This window comes from Amycolatopsis sp. cmx-4-54 (genome assembly GCF_046548895.1).
Classification (GTDB): domain Bacteria; phylum Actinomycetota; class Actinomycetes; order Mycobacteriales; family Pseudonocardiaceae; genus Amycolatopsis.
On sequence record NZ_JAEBEJ010000008.1, the window covers coordinates 236,300 to 261,864 of the forward strand.

The window sequence follows — 25,565 nt, forward strand, 5'->3', positions numbered from 1 at the left end:
GGGTTCACGCGTTCGGTTGTTTTCCAATGCGTCTGCTGCTCCGCCAACAGGCGCTTCGACGATCAGGGGGCCTGGTGCCGAGACGCGAGCGCCCGCTGGGGCCGGGCGACGACGTCGTCGTGAGCTTCGCGGCGGACCTTCGGTTGCTTCGCGAGAAGGCCGGCGGGCCGACATACCGCGAGCTTTCGACGCGCGCCGGCTACTCCGCCGCCGCGCTCTCCGAAGCCGCCGGCGGACGGAAACTGCCGGGGCTCGCGGTGACGACCGCGTACGTCACCGCGTGCGGCGGCGACGTCCCGGCTTGGGAGGAGCGCTGGCGCACGGTCGCCGCCGGGCTCGCCGCGGCCGCGGGTGAGCGCGACGACGCCGAGCTCCCGTACCTGGGGCTGGCCGCGTTTCAGACGTCCGACGCCGCCCGGTTCTTCGGCCGCGAGCGGCTGGTCGCCGAGCTGACCGGCAAGCTCGCGGAACGACGGCTCGTCGGTGTCTTCGGCGCTTCGGGTACGGGGAAGTCGTCGGTCCTGCGCGCCGGATTGGCGGCGGTGAGCGAGCGTCCGGCCGTCATCCGGACGCCTGGAGCGCATCCGCTCGAAGAGGACCTCGACGCCGAGGGGCGGCTGCTGATCGTCGATCAGTTCGAGGAGGTCTACACGCTCTGCCGGGACCAGGCCGAACGCGAGAAGTTCGTCGACAAGCTGCTCGCGCTCTCCCGCGACGAGCACGGGACGCGGGTCGTCCTCGGTGTCCGCGCGGATTTCTACGGTCACCTCTGCCGTCACGCCGGTCTGGTCGATGCGCTCACCGACGCGCAGGTGATGGTCGGCCCGATGACCGCCGACGAACTCCGGACCGCGATCGTCGAACCCGCCGTCCGCGCGGGCTGCCGGGTCGAGGCGGCGCTGGTCACGACGCTCGTCGCGGACGCCACCGGCCAGCCCGCGATGCTCCCGCTGGTTTCGCACGCGTTGCTGGAGACCTGGCGCCGTCGCCAGGGGATCACGCTGACGAGCGCGGCCTACGAGGCGGCGGGCGGGATCCTCAACGCGATCGCGCAGACCGCGGAGGCGGTCTACACGGATCTGGAGCCGGATAGACAGCGCGTCGTGCGGCAGATCTTCCTTCGGCTGACCGCGCTCGGTGAAGGCACCGAAGACACGAAACGCCGTCTCAACCGCCGCGAACTCGACGACGACCCGGCGACCACGGAGGTCCTCGAACGCCTCGCCGACGCGCGCCTGCTCGTCCTCGACCGTGACGGGGTCGAGATCGCCCACGAGGCGTTGATCCGCGGCTGGCCTCGGTTGCGCGACTGGCTCGCGGAGGACCGCGAAGGGCACCGTCTGCATCGCCAGCTCGCCGAAGCGACCGAGCTGTGGGAGTCGCTGGATCGCGACCAGGGCAGCCTGTACCGGGGCACGCGGCTGGGTCTCGCGGCCGAATGGGCGGAGCGGGAGCCGGAAGCGCTGAGCGCACGCGAGCGGCAGTTCCTCCAGGCCGGGCTCGACGCCGAAGCCGAGGAGACCGCTGTCGGCCGTAAACGGACGCGAAGGCTGCGGAGACTTGTGGCGCTCCTCGGTGTCCTGCTGCTTCTGGCGGGTGTCGCCGTCGGGTACGCCGTCGATGCCGGACGGACCGCCACCGACCAGCGGAACGTGGCCCTCGCGCGCAAGGCCGTCGTCGACGCGAAGGCGATGCGGGACTCGAACCCGGCGCTGTCGACGCAGCTCAGCCTCGCCGCGTACCGGCTCGCGCCGATCCGGGAGACCCACGACGGCCTGCTCGCGGCCATGGCGGCGCCGTTCCCCACCCGGATGGTCTTCGACCCCGGCGAGGTCACCGTCGTGCTGAGCGGGCAGCTCATGGTCACCTCGGACAACTACCGGGCGACGCAGGTGTGGTCGATCGCCGACACGCGGCATCCGGCACTGCTGGCGACGCTGCCCGGTTCGGAGGAGGTACGCGGGCCGCTGGCGTTCAGCCGCGACGGGCGGGCGCTGGCGACCACCACCCGGGACCACCGGGTCCGGCTGTGGGATCTGACCGAGCCGCGGAACCCGGTGCGGAAGGCGGACGTCACCGGGCATCGGAACACGTTGCTGTCCCTCGATTTCAGCCCGGACGGGCGCCGCCTCGCCACCGGCTCCGTCGACCGCACCGTCCTGCTCACCGACGTCGGAGACCTCGGCGCGCCGAAACCGCTCGGCGGCATCCCGGCCCCCGAACTCGAACGTGCCGTGTTCAACCCCGACGGCACGATGCTCGCGGTCACGAGCACGAACTGGACGGCGGAACTCTGGGACGTCACCACCCCGTCCGCGCCACGGCGGCGCTCCGTCCTTTCCGGACACAAGGACCTCCAGCTCACCCCGGCGTGGAGCCCGGACGGGCGGCGGCTGCTCACCACCAGCTGGGACCGCACGGCGAAGCTCTGGGACGTCGCCGATCCGGTGGCGCCGCGGGCGCTGTCGACGTTGACCACCCCGGCCGTGGTCTGGGCGGCCGGGTTCAGCCCGAGCGGCAGGCTGGTGGTCACCGCCGGGGACGACCAGTCCGTGCGGCTCTGGGACGTCACGGGACCGGCGAAGGAACTGCCGCCGCTGTCCGGGCACACGAACGCCATCTGGTGGGCGGGTTTCTCCCCGGACGGCAAGACCATCGTGTCCACCAGCGAAGACCGGACGGTCCGGCTGCAGGACCTCGGCGAACTGGCGCTGGCCTCGAGCGCGGGCTGGAACGCCGGCACGTTCACCGAACAGGGGCGGATCCTCGTCACCGCCGGGGACGACGTGCGGCTCTGGGCGATGGACGATCTCCGTGCCCCGCGTCAGCTCGCGAAACTCCCCGGCCCGGCCACCGTCACCGCCGTCGCGCTGAGCCCGGACCGGCGAAACCTCGCGCTCGCGACGCACGACGGCGCCGGGGTGGCCGGGAGGTTCCTGCTCCAGCGCTGGGACATCGCCGATCCCGTGGCGCCGCGGCTGCTGGCGTCGACCGAGGTGAAACCCACGTATTCACTCGCGTTCAGCCCCGACGGGAAGACCTTCGCCTCCGGCCACGACGACGGACCGGTCCAGCTCTGGGACGTCGGCGATCCCCGGCGGTTCGCCGAACCCCGGGTCCTCCCGGTCGGAGACGGCACCGTGTGGTCGCTCGCGTTCACCCCCGACGGGCGAACGCTCGTGGCGGCCCAAGGGCCGGACTCGTCGTCGGTGACCCTGTGGGACGTCACCGATCCGCGGCGCCCGGGGCCGGCGTCGACCCTGCGGCCGGACTCCGGGGCCGTGTACAAGGCGGCCGTCAGCCCGGACGGCCGCACGGTGGCAGCGGGCAGCAGCGACCGGAACGTCTACCTGTGGGACATCGCGGATCGCGCGCGTCCCGTCCGGCTGGCGAAACTGGGTGGCAATCCCGAAGGCGTCGGGCATCTCGCGTTCGGGCCGTCCGGCCGGGAACTGGCGGCGTCGGCGTTCCGGACGGTGCGCGTCTGGGATGTCGCCGATCCGCGGAAACCGGTGGAGAAGGCGCAGCTCACCGGCTTCGCGGCGACGGTCAACTCGCTGGTGTACCGGGACGACGGGCATACCCTCGCGATCGGCAGCAGTGGTGTCCAGCTGTGGCAGACGAGCACGGACCGCGTGAGCGAGGAGATCTGCCGTTTGGCGACGCCGAGGATCACGAGGGAAGAGTGGGAGAGGTACTTCCCGGGGCTGGACTACGCGCCGCCGTGCGGATGAGGGGAGGCTGGACAAGGACTGCCACCTGGGCCGCCTCTCGCGGTCCGCGCGTCCGCTGACGTTGCGAAAGCCACTTTCGCAACCTTCAACGTTGCGAAAGTGGCTTTCGCAACCTGCCGCCTGGGCCTTACGGCTCGATAGACGCCGACGACCCTGGGCTTGAGACTTGTGGACAGAGGGCCGACGGGGCCAGATGTGAACGAAGGTGACTCCCTCCGTAATAAACATATAGCGCATGGGGGGACTTGCCACAAGACCCCGGTCATGCCGCAGACTCACTCGCCGTAGCCGAAACCTGGTGAAATGGGAGTCTGTGTCAACTCAGGGTCATGAAGAAGAGTTGCGGTCCGAACGCGAATACGTCGCCGGGCTCTACACGCGCCTGGACGCCGAACGCGCGCGGGTGAAGGGGGAGTTCCAGGCGGCGCTGGGCGGTACCGGCGGGACGGCCATGGAGCGCGACGTCGAGGTGCGGGCGCTGGCCAGGGAGTCGCGGCGGCTGGACGTCGTCGACAACGGCCTGTGTTTCGGCAGGCTGGACAGTCTCGCGGAAGAGACCTCGTACATCGGCCGCATCGGGCTCTTCGACGAGGAGAACGACTACGAGCCGGTGCTGCTCGACTGGCGGGCACCCGCCGCCCGCCCGTTCTACACCGCGACCGCCGCGACGCCGGAGAAGATGCGCCGCCGCCGTCAGTTCCACACGCACGGACGTGAGCTGCTCGGCTTCACCGACGAGCTGTTCGGCCGTCCCGGCGGTGACGCGGAAGGTGACGCGGCGCTGCTCGCGGCCGTCAACGCGCCGCGCGGCGAGGGGATGCGGGACATTGTCGCGACGATCCAGTCCGAACAGGACGAGATCATCCGGCACGAGCACCCCGGCGTGCTGGTGATCGAGGGCGGGCCGGGCACCGGCAAGACCGTGGTGGCGCTGCACCGCGTCGCGTACCTGCTCTACACCCAGCGCGAGCGGATGGAACGCCACGGTGTGCTCGTGGTCGGGCCGAATCCGGCGTTCCTGCACCATATCGGCCGGGTCCTGCCGTCCTTGGGCGAGACCGACGTGGTGTTCATGACCACCGGCGATTTCGTTCCCGGCAAGCACGTCACGGCCGAGGACGGCCCGGAAGCCACCCGGCTCAAGGGTTCGCTGAAGATGCTGGACGTCCTCAAGGCCGCCGTCGCCGATCGCCAGCGGCTGCCGGAGGAGCCGGTGCTGATCGACCTCGCCGACGTCACCGTGCGGATCGACGCCGAGACCGCGGAATGGGCCAGGGACGAGGCGCGCAAGAGCGGGCTGCCGCACAACGAGGCGCGCGGGACGTTCACCGACATCGTCACCTACGTCCTGACCGAGCGGGCGATCGCGCGGATCGGCCGCGGCTGGCTCAGCCGGGACGACCGCGACGAATGGGAGCGGCTGCGGAAGGACCTGCTCAAGGAACTGGCGGAGAGCGAGACGTTCACCACCGCGCTCAGCGACCTCTGGCCGATCCTGACGCCCGAAAGCCTGCTGGGCTCGCTTCTTTCGTCGTCGGAACGCCTTCGCGCGGCCGGTGCCGACCAGGCGCTGCTGCGCGAAGAAGGGGAAGCCTGGACGGTGTCGGACATGCCGCTGCTCGACGAACTCGTCGACCTGCTCGGCCGCGACAAGACGGCGGACGAGGCGGCGGAGAAGGCGCTCGCGCGGGAGAAGAAGGCCGAGGCCGAGTACGCCGAAGGTGTGCTCGACACGATGAAGCTCGATCGCGAGGAGATGGACGAGGACGTCATGCTTTCGGCGGAGAACCTGCTCTTCGCCGACGAACTCGCCGACCGGTTCGTGGAGCACGACACGCGCAGCCTCGTCGAACGCGCCTCCGCCGATCGGGACTGGACGTACCGGCACGTCGTGGTCGACGAGGCACAGGAACTGTCCGAAATGGACTGGCGGGTGCTGATGCGGCGCTGTCCCAGCCGGTCGTTCACCGTCGTCGGTGATCTGGCGCAGCGCCGGTCCGAGGCCGGGGCGCGATCGTGGGACGCGATGCTGAAGCCGTACGTGCCGGGCCGCTGGGTCTACCGGTCGCTGACGGTGAACTACCGCACCCCGGCGGAGATCATGGCCGTCGCCGCGTCGGTGCTCGCCGAGTTCGCGCCCGACGTCCGGGCGCCGGAGTCGGTCCGGTCCAACGGCGTCCGGCCGTGGGCGCGGCAGGTCGACGCGGATTCCCTGGCGGGCGCCATCGAGGAGTTCGTCAAGGACGAAGCCGGGCGCGAAGGCACCAGCGTCGTGATCGGCCCGCCCGGAGTGCCGGGCACAGTGCCCGCGTCGGAGACGAAGGGGCTCGAGTTCGACGCCGTCCTCGTCGTGGACCCGGAGCGGATCCTCGCCGACGGCCCGCGCGGTGCCGCTGAGCTCTACGTCGCGCTCACGCGCGCTACGCAGCGGCTAGGCGTCCTGCACGAAGGCCCGCTGCCGCCCGCACTGGCAGGCCTGAACTCGTAACTCGCGTGATCAGAGACCGCACTCGCGTGATTGGAGGCGTAACTCACGAGTTACGCCTGCGATCACGCGAGTTACGGCTTCAAGCACGCGAGTGACGCCTAGCGCGTCGGGTCCTTGCCGTTCGGCTGCCGTGGTCCCGGACCCGGCGACCACCAGCCGGGGACGACCTTCTCGCCGTGGACGATCGTCGGCGCGATCCCCTCGGTGAACGGTTCCACCTGCAGCAACTGGCCCCAGGACTGGCTCGGCTGGCCGATCAGGTAGCTGGGCACCTCGGGTTCGGCCGCGACCTCCTCGAGCCAGCCGATCGGGCCGCCGTTGGTGCTGGACGCCCAGTTCGCCTCGTCGGCGACGGTGCCCGGGGTGATCCGGTAGTCGGGCACCTTCGAGATGCCGTCGTGCGAGGTCACCGGCTGCACGCACGGGTAGACGAACGACGCGGGCCAGTCGATGTACACCTGCTTGCCCGCGATCTTCTCGGTCAGCGTGGTGAACGTCGGCACCCGCGGGGCGGACGCGGCGATCCAGCCGTCCTCGGTGAGGTCGTTGTCGACGATGTTGATCCGCACCGACGTCGTCTCGGCGGGGAGGTCGCGCAGGTTGATCCGGGTGTCGTTCCAGCCGTTGGTCCCGGCGCCCGGCGGCAGCACGAACTGGCTGCGGACGACCCTCACGCCTTCGCCGGTGTTGACGCCGTAGTCGAGGCTCACCGACGCCGGCCGCCGGGCCGCGCCCGCGGTGGCGACCACGATCTGGCCGTCGGCGGGCTTCTCGGAGAGGGCGTACCAGTCGCTGCGCAGCCGCCCGGCCCGCGTTTCGGGGTCGAGGAAGCTGCTCCACATCGGGACTTCGTCGGGTTTGAAGCCGTGTGGTGGCTCGGCGAGCGGGTCCTTGTCGTCGATCGCGCGGGTGTGGAACCCGGTCTGCACGCGGCCGTTGTCCTGTACCGGATCGGGCAGCGGCGGAGTCTGCCCGGCGGGCGGCTCCTCCTTTTCGACCGGCACCGTCCGCTGTTCGGACTGGGCCCGCAGGATGCTGGTCGCGGCGTCGCGTTCCACCATCACGTGGTCGGAGAGGTTGCAGCTCTTGCCGAACAGATGCCCGAAGTTCGCGGCGCCGAGGCTGTAGGAACCCTGCTGGTTGTGGATCGCCCACGCCATGCTGACGAATTCGCCCGTGGCCATCAGACCGCAGACGACCACCAGCGAGAGCGAACCGAGCCGCAGCGACCGGCTCCGTCCCTCCTGCGGCCCCGCCTGGAGACCGGGCCGGTGCGCGCGGACGTTCTCCACGAACGCGTACACCCCGGCGATCGCGGCCGCGATCAGCAGGATCGTCGACAGCGGGATCCCGCCGATCGACGGTGCCACGGCGGTCCACTGCACGCCGAGTTTCGAGACGAACCAGAAGGAGTTGGGCCCGGTCGCGGCCAGCGCGCCGACCACGAGCAGCCCGGCGAGGAACGCCGCCCGGTTCCGTCTGGACCTCAGCACCGTCGAACTGGTCGCCAGCGCGGTCAAGGCCGCCATGGCCGCGCCGACCGCGGCGAACGCGCCGAAGTGGTGCGTCCACTTGGTCGGGGTGAGCGCCAGCAGCAGGAAGAACAGGGCGACCGTGCCGATCAGGCGGCGGCTGGGGCCGAGCGCGGCGCCGGGGATCCGGCCGCGGCGCAACAGCACCACCAGGCAGGTCCCGGTGCACAGCAGCACCAGCAGCACGGGGAACCGGCGCGGCACGGAGCCGTCCGGCAGGCTTTCGAAGAGCAGCTGGTAGCGCGCGAGTTCCTGGAACCACGACAGGTTCGGGCCGACCAGGGTGCGGATCCGGGTCGCCTCCTGCACGGTGGCGAAGGTCTGGTCGGCGAACACCACGACGAGCACCAGCAACCCGGCGGCCAGCACCGGCGCGAGCACCGGCAGCCAGCCGTTCTCGGCGCGCTGGCGGACCAGTTTGTACAGCGGGCGCGCGGCGACCAGGAACGGCGCGACCGCGATCAGCCCGGTCGGCGTCGCGGCTAGGGTGAACCCGGCAGCGGTCAGGCCGAGACACAACGGCAGCAGGCGGCGGGTCACCAGCGCGCGTTCGACGGCGCAGATCGCCAGCAGCGAGCCCAGCGCGGCGACCGGTTCGGGCCGGACACCGTTGTTGAACGGCATCCACCAGACGAGGAAGACCGCGGCGGCGGCCCAGCCGGCCGCGCGGCTCGTGCGGACCTGCGTACCCAGGCGCGGCATGACCTCGCGGCTGATCAGCAGCCAGCTCAGCACGCCGAGCAGGAACGAAGGGAGCCGGATCCACGGCGGCACCGTGCTGACGTGCGCCATCAGCTGGTACACGTGGTAGAACCAGCCGAACGGCGCTTCGGCGACCCCGAACCACCGGTGGTAGTTCGTGAGGTAGCCGGTCTCTTCGGCCACTCTCGACATCGTGAGGATGTAGCCGTCGTCCGAGGTGACCGGGCCGATGAAGACCCACGCGCCGAGCGCGATGATCACCGTCGCGTCGCGGGCGGTCAGCCGCCACCAGCCGACCGGCGCCCAGCGCGGCGCGCGGCGGGCGAACCCGGAGTCCATCCGCCACACCGCGATCAGGCAGCCGATGAACGACAGCGCCGCGATGACGCCGATGATCCACTTCCACACCGTCGGCGAAGTCTGGTAGCGGGTGTCCGGGACGACCGAGACGTGCAGGCCGCCGATCGGGTCCTTGCCCGCGTTGATCGACGAGTAGATCCCGACCAGCCGTGGCCGGACGTCGCCCTCGGCGTGGAACACCACGGTCTCGGCGACGGTCAGCGTCATCTGGTTCGCGTCCGCCGACAACTTGACGTCGCAGTTGTGCTGCGACGTTGACTGAGGAGGCAGCGGCTGCTGCACGATCTGCTGACCCTGGCTGGACGCGAGCAGCACGCCGTTGTCGATCCGCAGTTGCAGGCCGACGCCCTTGCCGGCGCGCGGGTCGGTGCGGCCGTCGGGCACGGTGGAGAACAACAGCGCCTGGCCCTGCGAACGCGCGTCCAGCGACCGGACGGTGGTGCACGGCAGATCGACGCGCAGATCCTGCGCCCAGTACCCGGTCAAGGGCGCGTTGACGGAGCGGGTGTCGCCGCCCGTTGGCCAGACGACCTCCGCTGTGTCCTGCACCACCGGCAGGAAGGGGAAAGCCAACGCGCACAAGGCGGACAGCAACCCCAGCGTGACAGCGATCAAACGCATCGGCGCAACGCTAACGGGTCTGGTCCGAACGGCTTACGCAGGGCTGCCCTTCACCGTGCCGCTCAACCAGGTTATAGCGCCCTGAACTGTCGTTACGCTGGCCGTTTCCGGTCGCGGCGGCCGCCGGACGACGACCACCGGGAGGCCGAGCGCGCGGGCCGCCGTGAGCTTCGCCGCGGTCATCTCGCCGCCGCTGTCCTTGGTGACGAGGACCTCGACGCCGTGGGTCTCCATGAGCGAGCGTTCCTTCTCCACCGTGTACGGCCCGCGGTCCAGCAGGATTTCGTGACGGCGGGGGAGTGGCGCCTCGGGCGGGTCGACGCAGCGGATCAGGAACCAGAGATCCAGCCCGGCGAAGGCGGCGAGCCCTTGACGTCCGCTGGTGAGGAACACGCGTCCGCCGAGCGACGGCAGCAGCCGCGCGGCGTGGTCGAGGTCGTCGGCCCAGTGCCAGGTGTCGCCGGGCTGTTCGGTCCAGCCGGGCCTGGCGAGCCTGAGCAGCGGCGTTCCCGTTTCGCGCGTCGCGATGGCCGCGTTGGCGCCGATGCGCTGGGCGAAAGGATGGGTGGCGTCGATCACCGCGTCGACGTCGTTCTCGGTCAGCCAGCGCGCGAGGCCTTCCGGGCCGCCGAAGCCGCCGACGCGGACTTCGCCGTCCGGCAGCTTCGGGCGCGCGACGCGGCCCGCGAGTGAGGACACGACGTGCTCGCCGCGCGCCACGAGTTCCTTCGCGAGTTCGCGTGCTTCGCCGGTGCCGCCCAGGATCAGCAGCTTCATCGGGTGATGGCCGCCCGCCACCGCTCCAACGTGCGCAGGTTGGCGAGCGTCTCCGCCCAGTTGAGTTCGGGTGCTTGCCGGTCTTCGAGGTGCGTGGCGACGTGGTCGGCCTCGCGAGCGAAGAGGCCTTGAGTCGCTTCGACCTCGATCACCTCGGGCTCGCCGCCCTCCGGCGTGAGGATGATCTGCGACGTCTTCGGCTTGCGCATTTCGTGGATCCACGCCGGTTTCGGCACGTACAGCTGCCCTTCCGAGCCGTACACGCGGATGTGGTCGTCCTGCGTGAGCCGGAAGCCGCAGGCCAGTTGCGCGAGGATCCCGCCGGGCAGCCGCAGCAAGCCGAACGCGACCTCGTCGACGCCGTTCTCGTCGAGCCTCGCCATCCCGAGCACCTCTTCGGGCTCGACGACGTCCTGCCCGGTCGCCGCCTGCGAGACCAGCCGCGCGAGCGACGTGCAGTAACAGCCGACGTCGAAGATCCCGCCGCCGCCCAGCGCGGGATCGGTGAGCCGGGGGACGGCGAAGTTGTAGCTGAAGGCGACGTCCACGGCGCGGACCTCGCCGATGGCGCCGCAGGAGATCAGCTCGGCCAGCCGCCGGATCTGCGGATGCAGCCGGTACATGAACGCCTCCATGAGGAAGACGTCGTTGGCGCGGGCGGCGTCGATGACCTTCTCGGCCTCGGCGACGGACATCGTCAGCGGCTTCTCGCACAGGATGTGCTTGCCGGCTTCGGCCGCGCGGATCGCCCATTCGCCGTGCAGCGGATGCGGCGTCGAGATGTAGATCGCGTCGACGTCGGGATCGGCGAGCAGGTCTTCGTAGGCGCCGTAGCATTTCGGGATCTCGAAGCGGCTCGCGAATTCGGCCGCCCGGTCACCGGATCGCGCGGCGACGGCTTCGAGGACACCGTGTTTGCTCTCTTCGACGCCCGCCGCGAACTCGGCGGCGATGGTCCCGGCGGCCAGCAGGCCCCAGCGAACGCTTTTAGGATGACCCAGTTTCACAGCGACTCCGGTTGGTTGGCGCGATCGCGGGTGGCCGAGTACAGGAAGCTGTCGGGAAACCCTTCGGCGGCAAGGGTTCGTCCGACGAAGATCAGCGCCGCGCGGTTGATCCCGGCCTCGCGGGATTGCGCCGCGATGGTGCCGAGCGTGCCGCGCAGCACCTGCTCACCGGGCTGGCTCGCCAGCGCGACGACCGCCGCCGGGCAGTCGTCGGTGTAGAACGGCCGCAATTCGTCGACTACTTGCTCGACGCGGTTGATCGCCAGATGCAGCGCGAGGGTGGTGCCGGTGCGCGCGAAGTTCGCCAGCGTTTCCCCCGGTGGCATGGCCGTGGACCGGGCCTGGGCCCGCGTGATGACCAGGCTCTGCCCGACCTCGGGCACGGTCAGTTCGCGGTTGAGCAGTGCGGCCGCGGCGGCGAACGCGGGGACACCCGGCGTGACGTCGTAGGGAACACCGGCCGTGTCGAGGCGGCGCATCTGCTCGGCGACCGCGCTGTAGATCGACGGATCGCCGGAACAGAGCCGCGCGATCTCGTGGCCCTTCCCGTGGGCCTCGACCATGCGCTCGACGATCGCGGGCAGGTCGAGGTTCGCGGTGTCGACGAGTACCGCGTCGTCCGGGCAGTACTCCAAAAGCGCTGTCGGCGTCATGCTGCCGGGGTACAGGCAGGTTTCGCAGCGGCCGAGCAGGTCACGGCCCCGCACGGTGATGAGATCGGCCGCGCCGGGTCCGGCGCCGATGAAGTGCACTGTCACGGTTTGCTCCGATAGTTCCACTGTGTGACGACCCGCGCCGGGGTCCAGCCGGTGAATCCGCCCAGCGGCGCGGCCTGTTCGACGGCGACGCGGATCAGCTCCCCGCCGTGTTCGCCGTACGCGCGGGCCAGTGCCTGTTCGGCTTCGAGGGTCACGCCGTGCGCGACGATCCGCGCGCCGGTCGCCAGGCAGGCGTCCAGCACACCGGGCACGGTCAGCCCGCCGCCGATGAAGATCGCTTGCGGCCTGGTCAGCCCTTCGAGCGCGTCCGGCGCCGCGCCGATCACCACGTCGAGTTCCGGGACGCCGAGCGCGTCCGCGTTCCGGGTGATCCGGGCGGCCCGCTCGGGCGACCGCTCGATCGCGATCGCCCGGTTCAGCTGATGCACGCGGGACCACTCGATCCCGACGCTGCCCGCGCCCGCGCCGACGTCCCACAGCAGTTCGCCGGGCGACGGCGCGAGCCTGGCCAACGCGGACGCGCGGAGGTCGCGTTTGGTGAGCTGGCCGTCGTGCTCGAAGGCGTCGTCAGGAAGGCCGGTCAACGGCAGCGCGGGCCCGTCGGCCTCGATGGCGAACACGGTCAGCGAGCCGGGGCCGACACGTTCGTCGGGACCGCCGAGGTCGGACAGCGCGGTGACGCGGCTTTTGCCGTAACCGCGGGCTTTGAGCAGGTCGAGGAGGTCTTCGGCGTTCGCGCCGAGGACGAGGATCTTCCGGCCGGGCGCCAGAACGCGGTTCACCCGGCCGATCGCGCGGCCGACGACGGTGACCACTTCGGTCTCCTCCGCCGACCACCCGAGCTTCGCGCGGGCGAGCGTCACCGAGGACAGCGCGGGCAGGACCTCGACGTCGTAGCCGCGCTGGATCAGCGTCGTGCCGATGCCGGACAGCAGGGGATCACCGCTGGCCAGGACGCAGACGCGGCCTTCCCGCTCAGCGAGAAAGGCGTCCAGGCCGGGAAGGAGCGGGCTCGGCCAGGGCTCGCTTTTCGTCCCGGCCGGCAGGTACGCGAGCTGACGCGGCGAACCCACGACCACGTCGGCGTTCAGCACCGCTTCCCTGGCCTGCGAGGACAGACCGGGCCAGCCGTCGGCCCCGATCCCGACGACCGTCAGGGGTGATTTTTCGCGCACCTCGGTCACGGTAGATGACGGAATTCCTATGCGATGATCGGCCGGAGGTCGTCGACGACAGGAGAGCTGTGAAGCCGTACCCGTTCACCGCCGTTGTGGGGATGCCGGATCTGCGCCTGGCGCTGGTGCTTTCCTCGATCTCGCCCGCCGTCGGCGGGGTGCTGGTGCGCGGCGAGAAGGGCACGGCGAAGTCGACGATGGTGCGCGCGCTGGCCGGTCTGCTGCCCGGCGTCGACGTGGTGGACGCGTGCCGGTTCTCCTGCGACCCCGTCGAGCCCGATCCGGGCTGCCCCGACGGTCCGCACGCCGAAGGTTCGCCCGCGCACCGCCGTCCCGCGCGGCTCGTGGAGCTGCCGGTCGGCGCGGCCGAGGACCGCGTGATCGGTTCGCTGAACCTGGAACGCGCGCTCGCCGACGGCGTCACCGATTTCCAGCCCGGCCTGCTCGCGGCCGCGCATCGCGGGCTGCTGTACGTGGACGAGGTCAACCTCCTGCACGACCACCTGGTCGACACGCTGCTCGACGCCGCCGCCATGGGGCGCGCGACCGTCGAGCGCGAGGGTGTCTCGGTGTCGCACGCGGCCCGGTTCGTCCTGATCGGCACGATGAACCCCGAGGAAGGCGAACTGCGGCCGCAGCTGCTGGACCGCTTCGGGCTCACCGTCGAGGTCGCGTCCAGCCGGGATCCCGAACTGCGGGTCGAGGTCGTCCGCCGCCGGCTCGCCTACGAGGCGGATCCCGACGGTTTCGCCGGTCAGTACGCCGCGGCCGACGCCGAACTCGCCGCGGACATCGAGGCGGCACAACGACTTCTGCCGTCGGTCAAACTGCCCGACGACGCGCTGCGGCAGATCGCCGAGGTCTGCGCGTCCTTCGAGGTCGACGGGATGCGCGCGGATATCGTGACCGCGCGGACCGCGGTCGCGCACGCCGCCTGGGCCGGGCGCACCGAGGTGACCACCGACGACGTCCGGGTCGCGGCCCGGCTCGCGTTGCCGCACCGTCGTCGCCGGAATCCCTTCGACGCGCCCGGGATCTCCGAGGAGCAGCTGGAGCAGGCGCTTCAGGACGCCGAGCCGGAAGGTCCCGGTCCCGACGACGACGGCCCCGGTTCGGGGACCCCGCCGGAGGGCGGCGAAACCTCGGGCCCGCCGCCGTCGGAAGGCGGCCAGGAGCCGTCGGGTGGCGGCCAGAGCGGCGGTGACCAGAAGCCGGTCGGTGCCGGGGAAGCCTTTCGTGCCAGGCGTTTCGAGGTGAAGGGCACCGGTGAGGGTGCCGCCGGACGGCGCTCGCGGGCGATCACCGACAACGGGCGGACCATCGGCGTCCAGCCCGCCGGGACCAAGGACGGGCATCCGCATCTGCTCGCGACCGTGCGCGCGGCCGCGCCGCATCAGCGGTCCCGCGGCCGCAGCGGCGCCGGGCTCGTGGTGCGGCCCCGGGATCTCCGGTTCGCGCGGCGGGAAGGGCGCGAGGGCAACCTGGTGCTGTTCTGCGTCGACGCGTCCGGCTCGATGGGCGCGCGGCAGCGGATGCGCGAGGTCAAGACCGCCGTGCTGTCGCTGCTGCTCGACGCCTACCAGCGGCGCGACAAGGTGGGCCTGGTGACCTTCCGCGCTTCCGGCGCCGAACTCTCGCTCCCGCCGACGATCAGCGTCGACGCCGCCGCGTCCCGTTTGGACGGTCTCGCGACCGGCGGCCGCACGCCGCTGGCCGAGGGACTCCTTGAGGCGGCGCGGGTTCTGCGGATCGAAGCGGTCCGTGATCCGCTGCGCCGTCCGCTGCTCGTCGTCGTCACCGACGGCCGCGCGACCAGCGGTGCCGACGCCGTCCAGCGCGCGAAACAGGCGGCCGGGCTGCTGGCCGGGAACGTGACTTCGATCGTGATGGACTGCGAGAGCGGGAAAATGCGGCTCGGGCTCGCCGCGGAACTGGCCGAACACCTTGGCGCGGAACACGTCCCGGTCGCCGAGGTCGCCGCCGACACCCTTGCGGGCGCCGTCCGCAGTCGTATCTCCGGAAAGGCGGCGTAATGCCCCAGGGCAAACCGGAGACGGTGCCGAACGACGGGCTCACCACCCGCCAGCGCCGCAACCGTCCGCTGCTCGCCGTGCACACCGGCGAGATGAAGGGCAAGTCCACGGCCGCGTTCGGCATGGCGCTGCGCGCGTGGAACCAGGGCTGGTCGACCGGCGTGTTCCAGTTCGTCAAATCGGCGAAATGGCGCGTCGGCGAGGAAGCCGCGTTCCGCGCGCTCGGCAAGCTGAACGAGGACACCGGCCAGGGTGGCCCGGTCGAGTGGCACAAGATGGGCGAAGGCTGGAGCTGGGCGCGCAAGTCCGGTTCCGAGGAGGACCACGCCGAGAACGCCCGTGAGGGCTGGGCCGAGATCAAACGTCGTCTCGCCGCCGAGACGCACGACTTCTACGTCCTCGACGAGTTCAGCTACCTGCTCAAATGGGGCTGGCTGGAGGTGGACGACGTCGTCTCGACGCTGACCGCGCGCCCCGGCCACCAGCACGTGGTGATCACCGGCCGGTACGCGCCGCCCGAGCTGATCGAGGCCGCGGACCTGGTCACCGAGATGACGAAGGTGAAGCATCCGATGGACGCCGGGCAAAAAGGCCAGCGAGGCATCGAATGGTGAATCGCGTGGTCATCGCCGCGCCCGGCTCCGGGCACGGCAAGACCACGATCGCCGCGGGCCTGATGGCGGCGTTGCGGGCGCGAGGACTGAAGGTCTCCGGGCACAAGGTCGGCCCCGACTTCATCGACCCGAGCTACCACGCGCTGGCCACCGGACGGCCCCCGCGCAACCTCGACCCGTTCCTCCAGGGGGAGGATCGGCTGATCCCGTTGCTACGGCACGGTTCCGCCGGTGCGGACATCGCGGTCATCGAAGGCGTGATGGGCCTGTTCGATGGGGCGCTCGGCACCGAAGGGTACGCGTCGACGGCGCATGTCGCGCGGTTGCTGGACGCGCCGGTGGTGCTGGTCGTGGACGCCTCGGCCGCGTCGCGCAGTGTCGCCGCGACCGTACTCGGGTTCGCGCAGTACGACACGCGCGTCCGGCTGGCCGGCGTCATCCTGAACAAGCTGGGCTCGCAGCGGCACGCGGACGAGATCGTCACCGCGCTGGAGGCGACCGGCGTTCCGCTGCTGGGAACGTTGTACCGCAACGAAGAGATCCACGCGCCGAGCCGTCACCTCGGCCTGGTCCCGGCGGCGGAGCGGGCTAGTGAGTCGGAACGGCTGCTGCCGGAGCTGGCGGGATGGATCAGCGAGGGCGTGGACCTCGGCGCGATCGTGCAGGTCGCGCGATCGGCGTCTCGGCTCTCGGGGGAGCCTTGGCGGCCTCCGTTCGCGTATGACGGGCGCCGCACGGTGGTCGCCGCGGCGGCGGGTCCCGCGTTCACCTTCCGCTACACCGAGGCCGTCGAACTGCTCGCCGCCGCCGGTGTCGACGTCGTCGACGTGGATCCGTTGCAGGACAAGCAACTCCCCGAAGGCTGCGCCGGGCTGTACTTCGGCGGTGGCTTTCCCGAGGTGCACGCCGAGGAACTGTCGGCGAACGTCCCGCTGCGGACCGCGGTCGCGCGGGCCGTCGGCGACGGGATGCCCGTCGTGGCGGAGTGCGCCGGGCTGCTGTATCTGTGCCAGGACATCGACGGGACACCGATGACCGGCGTCCTCGACGCGTCAGCCACCATGACGAAACGCGGGAAACTCGGCTACCGCAAGGCTTTCGCGCCCGTGGACAGCGTGCTCGCCGTCGCGGGGCAACGCGTCACCGGGCACGAATTCCACCGCACGATCATCGAGCCCGGCAGCGGGCCGACCCCGGCCTGGGGCTGGGATCGCACGCCCGACGGGTTCGCGTCGGCGTCCCTGCACGCGTCGTACCTGCACGTCCACTGGGCGGGCCATCCCGAACTCGCCGAACGGTTCGCCACCGCGGTACGCGACCATGGCTGATTACGACCTCTGGCACCACGGCGATCGCGAGGTCGGCGAAGGACTCGTCGACCTCGCGGTCAACGTCCGTCTCCCGGCACCGCCCGCTTGGCTGCGCGCCGAACTGGCGGCCGCACTGGACGACCTGGCCGCCTATCCGGACGTGACCGCCGCCACGGCCGCGGTCGCTTCCCGGCATTCGCTGCCCGAGTCCCAAGTCCTGGTGACCTCGGGCGCGGCCGAGGCGTTCACGTTGCTGGCCACGGCTTTGCGGCCGTCCCACGCTGTCGTCGTGCACCCGCAGTTCACCGAACCGGAGGCCGCGTTGCGCGCGGCGGGCCATCCCGTGCACCGGGTGCTGCTGTCACCCGGCGACGGCTTCCGGCTGGGCGACATTCCGGAGGAGGCGGACCTGGTCTTCGTCGGGAATCCCACAAACCCGACTTCGGTGCTGCATCCGGCCGCGGACCTGCTCGCGCTGGGGCGGCCCGGCCGGCTGGTCGTCGTCGACGAGGCCTTCCTCGACGCCGTCCCCGGTGAGACCGAAAGCGTTGCGGGACAACCTGGTTTCGTCGTACTCCGCAGCCTGACGAAGACCTGGGGAATCGCCGGGTTGCGTGCCGGGTACGTACTGGCCGAAGAGTCCGTTGTGGACAGTCTGCGCGCGGTCCAGCCCCCGTGGTCGGTGTCGTCACTGGCCGCCGTCGCCGTGGTGGCGTGTTGCCGTCCGGCCGCGCTGGAGGAAGCCGAAAAGCTGGCGGTGGCGGCGGAAGCGGACCGGGAGTACCTGGTTTCGGGGCTGACCGCGCTGGGTGTCGAGGTGCTGGGGGAGCCGCGGGGGCCGTTCGTGCTCATCCGGCTCCCCGACGCCGACGGCGTCCGGGAACGGTTGCGGGAGAAGGGGTTCGCCGTCCGGCGCGGGGACACCTTCCCGGGGCTGGACGCGCGGTACCTGCGGATCGCGGTGCGGGACCGGGAGACGGTGGACGCGTTCCTGGCCGCGCTCGCCGCGGTCAGGAAGCGCCCTTCTTGAGGACTTCCATCACCGCCAGGTAGCTGCTCTCGCCGAACCCCGCCGCGACGGCCTGCTCCAGCAAGCGCAGGGTTCGCGACCGGGATACTCGCCGTTGTCGATGGTGGGCGCCTCGGCTTTGAGGATCTCGCCGATCACTGAGGGCAGGAACCAGTCCACGGCGGGCTTCGTGAACTCGGCCACCGGGACCCCGGCGCTGCCGACGAGCGCGGCGGCGTGCGGGAAACCGTTCATCGACGAGTACATCATGCTCAGCAACGCGGTCGCCGGGCGCCTTTCGCCACCCATCGGGCCGAGTCTGATCGGTCACGGGGCAAGGCTGAAGTCTCTCATCGGTGTGAGAGTCAGCTCCTGATCGTGTATTGGTTGTTCTCATGCGGATCGGTGAGCTGGTGCGGCGGACGGGCGTGCGGGAGCGGTTGCTCCGCTACTACGAGGAACAGGGCCTTCTGCATCCGGTGCGAAGGCCTAGTGGGTACCGCGAATATTCCGAAGGGGATGTCGCGCGGGTGCGCAACATCCGCACCCTCCTGTCCGCGGGGCTGGGCACCGCGACCATCGCGGGGGTGCTGCCGTGCATGGTCGATCTGGGGGACGGGCTCGCGCCCGCCTGCGTCGACCTGCTGCCCGAGCTGTACCGGGAGCGGGACCGGATCACCACGGCGATCGACGAAATGACGGCGACGCGGAAGGTGCTGGACGGCATCATCGCCGCGACCATCCCCCACGCCGACGAGGTGGCCGAAGCCCTGGCTGGTGAGCGGTGAGGAGAGCGGGAACTCACGACCATCCAGCACGCGGGAATGGTTGGATGGGCCGGTGAACTTCGCGATCGGCGTCTTCGATCTCTTCGCCTACACCATCCCCGGCGCGCTGTACGTCGCGTTCTTCGGCTACCTCGGGACGAAACTCCACATCCTGACGGCGGCGAGCGTCGCCGGCGTGCCGACCGTGCTGCTGGTCGTCGTGATCGTGGTGCTCAGCTTCCTGTTGGGCTACCTGGCCTATCCGCTCGGCGAAGCGCTGGAGCGGATCGTGCCGCGCAGGCGGAACCGGAACGCCACCGCGGAGTTCGTCCGCCGGATGCCCGCGGCCGAGGACCGCGCGTTCCTGAAGGAGAACCCGCATCTCCTGCTGTGCGCGCTGCAACTGCACGACAAGGAGGTCGCGGCCGACATCACGCGGCTGCGCGCGTCCGGGCTCATGGTGCGCAACTGCGCGCCGCCGTTGCTGGCCGGGGCGGTCGCCGCGATCGTCGACATCTTCGCGGGCAAGCATCCGTTCATCGCCGCCGTGATCGCGGCGCTGCTGCTGTTCGCGTCGCTCACGTTGGTCGCGCAGGGACGGAAATTCGGGCTCTGGGCCGGGATGAAGACCTTCGAGCTGTGCTTCTGGCTGCCGGAGATCGACGAGAAACTGGCGGCTCCTCAGAAGGACGAAGCCAGCAAGACGCCCGCGACGGCGACCTCCACGCAGCCGCCGAGCACGTCCCCGGTGACCCCGCCCAGCCGCTGAACGCACCGTGCCAGCAGCGCCGCCGCGGCCAGATAGCCCAGCGCCACGGCGGCGAGCCCTTGCCACCACGGGAGTATGAGCGCGGCCGCGCCCGCGAGCACGGTGAACACCGCGGCCGCCGCCCACACCGGCACCGAACCGGCGACGGTCGCGCCCAGCCCTTCTCCCCGGGCCGAGGGGACCCCGCGCGCGCAGCACAGCGAGAGCACCCCGCGTCCGGCGATGACCGCCGCCGCGACCGCCACGATCCCGTGCCCGGCCGAGATCGCCCCGGCCAGCGCGCCGGTCTGCACGAGCAACGTCAGCACCAGGGTCGCGATCCCGGTCGGCCCGGAATCCCCGCGCCGCATGACCTCCAGGGCCCGTGCGCGGTCGTACGAAGCACCGAGCCCGTCCGCCGTGTCGGCGAGCCCGTCCAGATGAAGGCCGCGGCTGCCCAGCGCCACCGCGCCCACCGCGAGCGCCGCCGACGCGAACGCGGGCAGACCGAGCAGCCCACCCAGGAAGACGATCAGCGAGGCGGCGGCCGCGAGCGGCACGGCGGCCAGCGGGGCGAGCACCATCGCGCCGCCCGCCACCCGCCGGTCGATCACCCCCGGCGCCGGCACCCGGACGGTGGTCAGGGTGCCGACGGCCATCTTCAGCGCGTCGGCGATCAAGCCAGATCCGCCAGCAGGCCCATGTCCGCGAGGATCGCCCGCGCCGCCCTCAGCACGGGTACCGCCTGCACGGCGCCGCTGCCCTCGCCGAGCCGCAGCCCGAGGTCGAGGATCGGCTCCAGGTCGAGCGCCTTCAACGCGTACGCCTGCGACGGCTCGGTCGACCGGTGCCCGGCCAGCCACCACTGCTCGGCACCGGGCGCGATCTCGCGGGCGACGAGCGCCGCGGCCCCGGAGAACACGCCGTCGAGCAGCACCGGCACCCCGCGCACCGCCGCCTGCACGAGAAAGCCCGCCGTCGCGGCGAGACAAGCGCTGCCGAGCGCGGTCAGCACCGTGAAAGGGTCTTTCACCGCACCGGCCCTGATCAACGCGGCCTCGACGACCGCGACCTTCCGTGCCCGCCCGGACTCGTCGATCCCGGTGCCCGTACCGACGACGTCCTCCGGGAAAAGGCCGAGCACCGAGGCGACCACGGCCGCGCAGATCGTCGTGTTGCCGATCCCCATGTCGCCGGGGATGAGCAGATCCGCGCCGCCGTCGATCTCCTCGTCCGCGATCGCCAGCCCGTGCTCGAACGCCGTCCGCGCCTCGCCCTCGGCGAGCGCGTCCTCGACGTCGATCGCACCGGAACCCCGCCGGACCTTGTGCGCGGTGACCTCGGCGGGGACGTCCGCGCCTTCCCAGTCCACCGCGATGTCGCATACCCGCACCGTGGCCCCGGACAGCTTGGCCAGCACGCCGACACCGCTCTTCCCGGCAAGGAACACCCGCACCATCGCCGCGGTGACCTCGCGCGGATACGCCGACATCCCGGAAACCCCGTGGTCCCCGGCGAAGACGACCACGCGGACGTCGTCGAGCGGCCGCGGCGGGACGACGCCGTGCGCCGCGCTGAGCCAGGCGGCCAGGTCTTCGAGCCGTCCGAGTGAACCCAGCGGCTTGACCAGACCGTCCAGCCTGGCGCGCGCGGCCGCTTCGGCGGCGGCGTCGGGGATGGCGATACGCATGTCGACTCCTGAGTGTCTGGTGAACCCGCGTCCGCGATCGACGTCGGCAGGGCCCTGCCTGCCCTCCACGTCACGGATGCGGACTGGGCGCCCTGCCACCGCGATAGCGGGGCCTTCGGCCGGGGCGGGTCACGCGTGTGGTTGCTTTCCGGACAAACCCTCAGCTCCGCTCACAGTTCCTAGGGCAGGTCCAGCATCCGGCCGGCGACGACCAGCACGGTCCGGTCGGACACGGCGGAAACCCGGTTGTTCACCGCGCCCAGCACATCACGGAACACGCGTCCGGACACCGTCGCGGGCACCACACCGCTGCCGACCTCGTTGCTGACCGCGATCACCGGCACGTCGGCCTGCGCCCACGCCGCCAGGAAGTCCTCCAGCCGGTCGTCGAGCCGCCGTTCCCAGCCCTCGCGCTGCTCCCAGGCGCCGACCTCGTCGAGTACCCGGCTGATCCACGTGCCGAGACAGTCGATGAGCAGCGGATGCGTCGCCGTGCGCAGCACCGTGGCCAGGTCGGTGGTCTCCAGCGTCTTCCAGTTGGCGGGCCGTCGCGCGCGGTGCGCGGCCACCCGGGCGGCCCATTCGGGATCTTCGGCGCTCGGCGGCAGCCCGGGCGCGACGTAGGTCAGGTGCGGGTGGCGGGACGCGAGCCGCTCGGCGTGGTGTGACTTCCCAGAGCGGACGCCGCCCAGTATCAGCACCTTGCCGTCGTCGCGCGAGTAGCGGCGAAGTGCGCGCGCGAGGGTCTCCAGGACCTTCGCGAGGCGGTGCGTCAGCTTGGTCATACCCCGCATTCTCGTGCACGCGCTACGGTTCGCCACGTGCCACTCCGACAAGCCGCCACCGCAGCCGGACTCGTGACCGGTTACGTCGCCGACGCCGTGTTCGGAGATCCGCGGCGGAGGCACCCGGTCGCGGGCTTCGGCCGGGCCGCGCAAGCCCTCGAACAGCGGGTTTACGCCGATTCGAAGGTGCGGGGCGCGGCGTACACCGCGGTCTGCGCGGGCACCGTCACCGGATTGGGGGTCGCGGCCCAGTTCTTGACCCGGAAGCGCCCGTTCGCGCGGTTCGCGCTCACCGCGGCGTCCACCTGGGTGGTTCTGGGCGGCAAGGGGCTCGCGGCCGAGGGCACCCGCATGGCCCGGTTGCTCGACGACGGCGACCTGCCCGCCGCGCGGCGGCGGCTTTCGCATCTGTGCGCCCGCGACGCCACCGGGCTCGACACCGAACAACTCGCGCGGGCGACCACCGAGTCCATCGCCGAGAACACCTCGGACGCGGTCGTCGCGCCGCTGCTGTGGGGCGCCGTCGCCGGGATCCCCGGCCTGCTGGGGTATCGCGCGCTCAACACGCTCGACGCGATGGTGGGCTACCGGTCCCCGAAGTACGCCAACTTCGGCTGGGCGTCGGCGAGGACGGACGACCTGGCGAACCTGGTGCCGTCCCGGGTCGGCGCGGCGCTCACCGTGGCGTCGGCGCCGCTGGCCGGCGGTTTCGCCAGACCCGCGTTCCGGATCTGGCGCCGCGACGGGAAGCACCATCCGAGCCCCAACGCGGGCCAGGTCGAGGCGGCGTTCGCCGGCGCGCTCGGGATCAGGCTGGGCGGGACGAACAGCTACGGCGGACGTGCCGAACGCCGCGGCGTGCTCGGCGACGGCCGCGAGCCGGAACCGGTGGACGTACGCCGCGCGGTCCGGCTGTCGAGGGCGGTCGGTCTCGCCGCGCTCGCCGTCGCGGTGGCGGTCACGCGGTGAGCGGTCTGCTCGTCGCGGGGACGACGTCGGACGCGGGCAAGAGCCTCGTCACCGCCGCGTTGTGCCGCTGGCTCGCGCGCCGGGGCGTGCGGGTCGCGCCGTTCAAGTCCCAGAACATGTCGAACAACTCGATGGTGTGCGCGGACGGCGCCGAGATCGGCCGCGCGCAATGGCTCCAGGCGCGGGCGGCCCGCGTCGAACCGGAAGCCGCGATGAATCCGGTGCTGCTGAAACCGGGGAGCGATCGCCGCAGCCACGTCGTCGCGCTCGGGAAACCGTTCGGCACGCTGGAAGCGGGGGAGTACGCCACGGGCCGGGCCGGGCTCGCGGAGATCGCCTTCGACACGTTCTCTACGTTGCGAAGACGCTTCGACGTCGTGCTGTGCGAGGGCGCGGGCAGCCCGGCCGAGATCAACCTGCGCGAAGGCGACTACGTCAACATGGGGCTTGCGCGCCGCTTCGGCCTGCCCGTGGTCGTCGTCGGCGACATCGACCGCGGCGGCGTCATGGCCGCGATGTTCGGCACCCTCGCCCTGCTGTCCGCCGAAGACCAGGCGCTGGTTTCGGGCTGGCTGGTCAACAAGTTCCGCGGTGACGTCGGCCTGCTGCGGCCGGGACTGGAGACGCTGGAAAAGCTCACCGGCCGCGCGGTCTTCGGCGTGCTGCCCTGGCTCGACCAGGTGTGGATCGACTCGGAGGACGCGCTCGCCGCCGCGGGCTGGGGTGCTTCGGGCGGGTCGCTCCGGGTCGCCGTCGTGCGTTTTCCGCGTGCCTCCAACGCGACCGACGTCGACGCGCTCGCCGCCGAGCCCGGGGTCTCGGTCGCGCTGACCGCCGACCCGGACACGGTCCTGTCCGCCGACGTGGTGATCCTGCCGGGTTCCCGCGCGACCGTGGACGACCTGGCGTGGCTGCGTGCGCGCGGCCTGGCGGACGCCGTCCATGCCCGGGCCGAAGCAGGGCGTCCGGTGCTGGGCATCTGCGGCGGGTACCAGATGCTGGCCGCCGAAATCGAGGACGACGTCGAGTCCGGCGCCGGAACGGTCCCCGGTCTCGGTCTGCTGCCGACGCGCGTTTCGTTCGGCGCCGACAAGGTGCTGGCCCGGCCCTCGGGCTCGTGGCGTGGGCAACCGGTGGCGGCGTACGAAATCCACCACGGCACCGTGACCGCCACCGGCCCCGCCGAGTCCTTTTTGGACGGATACCGGCGGGGCGCGGTGTGGGGCACGATGTGGCACGGCGCCTTCGAGAACGACGGTTTCCGCCGCGCCTGGCTGGGCGAGGTGGCGGACTGGTCACCCGCCGACGGCGCACCGGGGTTCGGGGCGTTGCGGGAGAGCATGCTGGACCGGCTCGCCGACGCCGTCGAGGAGCACGTCGACACTGCCCAGCTCCTGCGCCTGATCGAGGAGGGCGCCCCCGGCGATCTGCCTTTCGTCCCGCCCGGCGTCCCCTGACGCATTTCGTCCTCTGAATGCGGTCCTTGCACACGCAACTACCGCATCCAGATGACGAAATGCTATTGCGGGGTAAGGCGAACGTGGCGTGTTGCGAAAGCCACTTTTGCAACCTTGAACGTTGCGAAAGTGGCTTTCGCAACGTCGGCGGGGTCCCGAAAGTGGCTTTCGCGACACGAGCACCGGGCGCCGGCTTCGAGAGAACGCCCGCCGTAGAGGTGCCGGACACGCCACGTTTGCCTTACCCCTCAATAACCCTCTGTGGACGCTCGGACATGGTCGTCCTACGTCATCCAGTCCGCCCTCACTAAGCGGTCTGAACTACCGCCTTACGCCCCAACGCCTTCTCGGCCAGAGCCCCGAAGGTCAGGCCGAGCGCGGTCCAGAGCACCACCTGCGTCCCGACCGAAGCGAGCCGGAAGGTCCACAGCGTCGAACCCGGGAAGCCGTCGGGGACTTCGTCGATCGACGGCAACAGCGCCGCCGCCACACCGATCAGCACGACGTACCCGCCCGCGGCGATCAGGCCGCCGCGCCACGCGCCGAGCTTGTCGGCCAGCTTCCGGCCGAACGCCGCCGCGAGGATGCCGACCAGCAGCGAAAGCGCGACGAAACCGAAGTACAGCGAAGTCCGGCTCCCGATCGTGCCCGCCTGACCGACCGCGGGCGGATTCCCGGGGTACTTCAGGAACGGCACCAGGAACACGACCACGAAGGCGCCACCGGCGAGCAGAGCCGCGGTCACCCGCGGTCGCAAAGTGCCGAGGCGCCCGAAGACGAAGGCGAACGCGAGCGAGAACAGCCCGCCGACCGCGACGCCGTAGAGGCCGACGCCGGTCAGCAGGCCCACGGTGCTCTGCACACCGCGGGTGACGAGCTCTTCCTCCTCGGCGGCGGCGTGTTCGTGGGCACCCGGGGCACTGTGCGAATGAGCGGCGGTGCCTTCGAGACCGATGGCGGTGTCGACGGAAGGCTCGCCGAAGAAGTACGCGAAAAGGGTCGCCAGGACACCGGCGACCAGGCCCGCGAGCATGCCGCGGACCAGCAAGGTCCTCATCATGGGGCGCG

20 protein-coding genes are annotated in these 25,565 nt (G+C 71.3%); 10 read left to right on the plus strand and 10 right to left on the minus strand.

The window, feature by feature from the left end:
- The first annotated feature begins 74 nt into the window (after positions 1–74).
- Both ACLJQ7_RS26380 and helR read left to right on the plus strand, forming a co-directional pair.
- A complete protein-coding gene (locus ACLJQ7_RS26380) occupies positions 75–3,734 on the plus strand; it encodes a hypothetical protein (protein WP_410650842.1) in 3,660 nt (1,219 codons plus the stop codon).
- Between the two features lie 313 nt (positions 3,735–4,047).
- Entirely contained in the window at positions 4,048–6,222 is a 2,175-nt protein-coding gene (gene helR / locus ACLJQ7_RS26385) for an RNA polymerase recycling motor ATPase HelR (RefSeq protein WP_410650843.1), read from the plus strand.
- A 98-nt stretch (positions 6,223–6,320) separates the two neighbouring features.
- On the opposite strand, the gene ACLJQ7_RS26390 is transcribed toward helR, so the two are convergent.
- From ACLJQ7_RS26390 to cbiE, 5 genes are read right to left on the minus strand one after another with little or no spacing between them, the layout of a single operon-like run.
- A complete protein-coding gene (locus ACLJQ7_RS26390; protein WP_410650844.1) occupies positions 6,321–9,437 on the minus strand; it encodes an arabinosyltransferase domain-containing protein in 3,117 nt (1,038 codons plus the stop codon).
- A gap of 33 nt (positions 9,438–9,470) precedes the next feature.
- Positions 9,471–10,214 carry a cobalt-precorrin-6A reductase gene (locus ACLJQ7_RS26395; RefSeq protein ID WP_410650845.1) on the minus strand — a complete coding sequence of 248 codons (744 nt, stop codon included), beginning with the start codon at positions 10,212–10,214 and terminating at the stop codon, positions 9,471–9,473.
- A complete protein-coding gene (locus ACLJQ7_RS26400; RefSeq protein WP_410650846.1) occupies positions 10,211–11,221 on the minus strand; it encodes a Gfo/Idh/MocA family protein in 1,011 nt (336 codons plus the stop codon). Before ACLJQ7_RS26400 ends, ACLJQ7_RS26395 begins: the two co-directional genes overlap by 4 nt.
- The gene (cobM, locus tag ACLJQ7_RS26405) at positions 11,218–11,979 is read right to left on the minus strand and encodes a precorrin-4 C(11)-methyltransferase (RefSeq protein ID WP_410650847.1); all 762 of its coding nucleotides are present in this window, start codon (positions 11,977–11,979) and stop codon (positions 11,218–11,220) included. The genes ACLJQ7_RS26400 and cobM overlap by 4 nt, the downstream gene beginning before the upstream one ends.
- Entirely contained in the window at positions 11,976–13,124 is a 1,149-nt protein-coding gene (gene cbiE / locus ACLJQ7_RS26410) for a precorrin-6y C5,15-methyltransferase (decarboxylating) subunit CbiE (RefSeq protein ID WP_410650848.1), read from the minus strand. Before cbiE ends, cobM begins: the two co-directional genes overlap by 4 nt.
- A gap of 59 nt (positions 13,125–13,183) precedes the next feature.
- Between cbiE and ACLJQ7_RS26415 the strand changes: the two genes are divergently transcribed.
- From ACLJQ7_RS26415 to cobC, 4 genes are read left to right on the plus strand one after another with little or no spacing between them, the layout of a single operon-like run.
- Positions 13,184–15,148, plus strand: a complete 1,965-nt coding sequence (locus tag ACLJQ7_RS26415; RefSeq protein WP_410650849.1) for a putative cobaltochelatase — start codon at positions 13,184–13,186, stop codon at positions 15,146–15,148.
- Entirely contained in the window at positions 15,148–15,762 is a 615-nt protein-coding gene (gene cobO / locus ACLJQ7_RS26420; RefSeq protein ID WP_410650850.1) for a cob(I)yrinic acid a,c-diamide adenosyltransferase, read from the plus strand. Before ACLJQ7_RS26415 ends, cobO begins: the two co-directional genes overlap by 1 nt.
- Complete coding sequence (locus ACLJQ7_RS26425; RefSeq protein ID WP_410650851.1) at positions 15,756–17,090, plus strand: cobyrinate a,c-diamide synthase; 1,335 nt, start codon at positions 15,756–15,758, stop codon at positions 17,088–17,090. Before cobO ends, ACLJQ7_RS26425 begins: the two co-directional genes overlap by 7 nt.
- Positions 17,083–18,102 carry an Rv2231c family pyridoxal phosphate-dependent protein CobC gene (cobC, locus tag ACLJQ7_RS26430; protein WP_410650852.1) on the plus strand — a complete coding sequence of 340 codons (1,020 nt, stop codon included), beginning with the start codon at positions 17,083–17,085 and terminating at the stop codon, positions 18,100–18,102. Before ACLJQ7_RS26425 ends, cobC begins: the two co-directional genes overlap by 8 nt.
- A 9-nt stretch (positions 18,103–18,111) precedes the next feature.
- Here the strand turns inward: cobC and ACLJQ7_RS26435 are convergent, their stop codons facing one another.
- The gene (locus ACLJQ7_RS26435) at positions 18,112–18,390 is read right to left on the minus strand and encodes a hypothetical protein (RefSeq protein WP_410650853.1); all 279 of its coding nucleotides are present in this window, start codon (positions 18,388–18,390) and stop codon (positions 18,112–18,114) included.
- 86 nt (positions 18,391–18,476) lie between these two features.
- Between ACLJQ7_RS26435 and ACLJQ7_RS26440 the strand changes: the two genes are divergently transcribed.
- Both ACLJQ7_RS26440 and ACLJQ7_RS26445 read left to right on the plus strand, forming a co-directional pair.
- Positions 18,477–18,869, plus strand: a complete 393-nt coding sequence (locus ACLJQ7_RS26440; protein ID WP_410650854.1) for a MerR family transcriptional regulator — start codon at positions 18,477–18,479, stop codon at positions 18,867–18,869.
- Between the two features lie 52 nt (positions 18,870–18,921).
- Positions 18,922–19,617 carry a hypothetical protein gene (locus tag ACLJQ7_RS26445; RefSeq protein ID WP_410650855.1) on the plus strand — a complete coding sequence of 232 codons (696 nt, stop codon included), beginning with the start codon at positions 18,922–18,924 and terminating at the stop codon, positions 19,615–19,617.
- Here the strand turns inward: ACLJQ7_RS26445 and ACLJQ7_RS26450 are convergent.
- The 3 genes from ACLJQ7_RS26450 to ACLJQ7_RS26460 all read right to left on the minus strand — a co-directional run bounded on the left by ACLJQ7_RS26450 (position 19,530) and on the right by ACLJQ7_RS26460 (position 22,071).
- Positions 19,530–20,276, minus strand: a complete 747-nt coding sequence (locus ACLJQ7_RS26450; protein WP_410650856.1) for an adenosylcobinamide-GDP ribazoletransferase — start codon at positions 20,274–20,276, stop codon at positions 19,530–19,532. The genes ACLJQ7_RS26445 and ACLJQ7_RS26450 overlap by 88 nt on opposite strands.
- Positions 20,273–21,286, minus strand: a complete 1,014-nt coding sequence (cobT, locus tag ACLJQ7_RS26455) for a nicotinate-nucleotide--dimethylbenzimidazole phosphoribosyltransferase (RefSeq protein ID WP_410650857.1) — start codon at positions 21,284–21,286, stop codon at positions 20,273–20,275. The genes ACLJQ7_RS26450 and cobT overlap by 4 nt, the downstream gene beginning before the upstream one ends.
- A gap of 179 nt (positions 21,287–21,465) precedes the next feature.
- Positions 21,466–22,071: a bifunctional adenosylcobinamide kinase/adenosylcobinamide-phosphate guanylyltransferase gene (locus ACLJQ7_RS26460; protein ID WP_410650858.1), complete on the minus strand. Its 606-nt coding sequence runs from the start codon at positions 22,069–22,071 to the stop codon at positions 21,466–21,468.
- Positions 22,072–22,107: 36 nt separating this feature from the next.
- On the opposite strand from ACLJQ7_RS26460, the gene ACLJQ7_RS26465 reads away from it, so the two are divergent.
- The gene (locus ACLJQ7_RS26465; RefSeq protein ID WP_410650859.1) at positions 22,108–23,040 is read left to right on the plus strand and encodes a cobalamin biosynthesis protein; all 933 of its coding nucleotides are present in this window, start codon (positions 22,108–22,110) and stop codon (positions 23,038–23,040) included.
- Positions 23,037–24,497 carry a cobyric acid synthase gene (locus ACLJQ7_RS26470; protein WP_410650860.1) on the plus strand — a complete coding sequence of 487 codons (1,461 nt, stop codon included), beginning with the start codon at positions 23,037–23,039 and terminating at the stop codon, positions 24,495–24,497. Before ACLJQ7_RS26465 ends, ACLJQ7_RS26470 begins: the two co-directional genes overlap by 4 nt.
- A 307-nt stretch (positions 24,498–24,804) precedes the next feature.
- Here ACLJQ7_RS26470 and ACLJQ7_RS26475 read toward each other — a convergent pair whose 3' ends face one another.
- Positions 24,805–25,557: a CbtA family protein gene (locus ACLJQ7_RS26475; RefSeq protein ID WP_410650861.1), complete on the minus strand. Its 753-nt coding sequence runs from the start codon at positions 25,555–25,557 to the stop codon at positions 24,805–24,807.
- Positions 25,558–25,565: the final 8 nt, after the last annotated feature.

What these genes read in the sequence shown, in the direction of transcription:
- ACLJQ7_RS26390 (WP_410650844.1), bottom strand. Translation starts at nt 9,437, where the DNA reads ATGCGTTTGATCGCTGTCACGCTGGGGTTGCTGTCCGCCTTGTGCGCG.
- ACLJQ7_RS26395 (WP_410650845.1), bottom strand. Translation starts at nt 10,214, where the DNA reads ATGAAGCTGCTGATCCTGGGCGGCACCGGCGAAGCACGCGAACTCGCG.
- cobO (WP_410650850.1), top strand. Translation starts at nt 15,148, where the DNA reads ATGCCCCAGGGCAAACCGGAGACGGTGCCGAACGACGGGCTCACCACC.
- ACLJQ7_RS26425 (WP_410650851.1), top strand. Translation starts at nt 15,756, where the DNA reads ATGGTGAATCGCGTGGTCATCGCCGCGCCCGGCTCCGGGCACGGCAAG.
- cobC (WP_410650852.1), top strand. Translation starts at nt 17,083, where the DNA reads ATGGCTGATTACGACCTCTGGCACCACGGCGATCGCGAGGTCGGCGAA.
- ACLJQ7_RS26435 (WP_410650853.1), bottom strand. Translation starts at nt 18,390, where the DNA reads ATGGGTGGCGAAAGGCGCCCGGCGACCGCGTTGCTGAGCATGATGTAC.
- ACLJQ7_RS26440 (WP_410650854.1), top strand. Translation starts at nt 18,477, where the DNA reads ATGCGGATCGGTGAGCTGGTGCGGCGGACGGGCGTGCGGGAGCGGTTG.
- cobT (WP_410650857.1), bottom strand. Translation starts at nt 21,286, where the DNA reads ATGCGTATCGCCATCCCCGACGCCGCCGCCGAAGCGGCCGCGCGCGCC.
- ACLJQ7_RS26460 (WP_410650858.1), bottom strand. Translation starts at nt 22,071, where the DNA reads ATGACCAAGCTGACGCACCGCCTCGCGAAGGTCCTGGAGACCCTCGCG.
- ACLJQ7_RS26475 (WP_410650861.1), bottom strand. Translation starts at nt 25,557, where the DNA reads ATGATGAGGACCTTGCTGGTCCGCGGCATGCTCGCGGGCCTGGTCGCC.